This window comes from Pseudarthrobacter sp. NKDBFgelt (genome assembly GCF_046097905.1).
In the GTDB taxonomy this organism is placed as follows: domain Bacteria; phylum Actinomycetota; class Actinomycetes; order Actinomycetales; family Micrococcaceae; genus Arthrobacter; species Arthrobacter polychromogenes.
Map to the genome: position 1 here is coordinate 1 of NZ_JBJURL010000181.1, position 1,037 is coordinate 1,037.

Sequence of the window (1,037 nt, forward strand, 5' to 3'; positions counted from 1 at the left end):
TTAGGTGTTTTTGACGTTGGAGGTGGCGTCGGTGGTGCGGTCTTTGACGTCGGTGGCGGCGTGTTGGCCTTCGGCTTTGACGTTCTGGGCGGCGTCGGTGGCGGTGGCCTTGACGTTTTCCATGGCTTCCTGGGCGGGTTCCTTGAGGTCCTGGACCATGTCCTTGGCGGCGTCGGTGACCTGGGTGGCCAGGGGCTGGGCGGCGGTTTTGAGCTGGTCCGCGGCCTCGCGTTCCTTTTGGCTGGCCGGGATCAGGGAGGAGATCAGCATGCCGGCGCCGAACGCGATCAGGCCCGCGGCCAGGGGGTTGCCCTGGGTTTTGGCTTTGACCTGGTCCGGTGCGTTGGAGATCGCGGTTCCGGCGTCGCCGAGCTTGGCTGCGGCGGTGTCTTTGGCCCCGTGCAGGGTGTCCCCGGTGGAGTGCAGTGCGTTGCCGGTGTGCCCGGCGCCGGTGTGCATGGTGTCCTGGACACGGGTGGTGGTGTGGTCTGCTGCGCCCATGATTTTCTCCTTGACCCCGCTTACGGCGTCTTTTACCTTGTCGGTCTGGCGGTTCACGATGTTGGACGGGGTGACCTTGTCGGCCACGGCGTCGACGTTGGTGCCCAGGCGTGCGCGGGTGGCTTCTATGTCTGAACGGATTGCGTCCGGGTTATCGCTCATCGGTTTACCTCACCTGGTTTTAGGGTTGGGGGTATTTCGGACAGGGTTTCCCCGGTCTGGGGCAGGCCTTTGACCTGTTTGAGTTCCTTGCGGCCGATCGAGGCCAGGACCGCGGCGATGATGCCCCAGATCACGGCGACGATCAGGGCGGCCCAGCCCAGCGGCATCAGGGCGCCCAGGGCGAACATCAGGCCCAGGGACAGGAAGACCAGGACGAAGTGTCCTGCCACCCCTGCCCCGGCGAGCATGCCCGAGCCCTTGCCGGCCTTCGTGGCCGACTGCTTCAGTTCGGCCTTGGCCAGCTCGACTTCCTGGCGCATCAGCGTGGACAGGTCACGGGTCACATCCCCGAGCAGCTCACCCAGCGAGGCGTT

Annotated in this window: 2 protein-coding genes; both read right to left on the bottom strand. The window is 65.7% G+C overall.

Annotated elements, in window-relative coordinates; all coding sequences use genetic code 11:
* The gene (locus tag ACKAE7_RS21020; protein ID WP_188728497.1) at window positions 1–663 is read right to left on the bottom strand and encodes a DUF3618 domain-containing protein; all 663 of its coding nucleotides are present in this window, start codon (window positions 661–663) and stop codon (window positions 1–3) included.
* Window positions 660–1,037 (bottom strand): phage holin family protein (locus ACKAE7_RS21025; protein ID WP_321201542.1); only part of this gene is annotated, 378 nt, incomplete at its 5' end. The genes ACKAE7_RS21020 and ACKAE7_RS21025, both read right to left, overlap by 4 nt.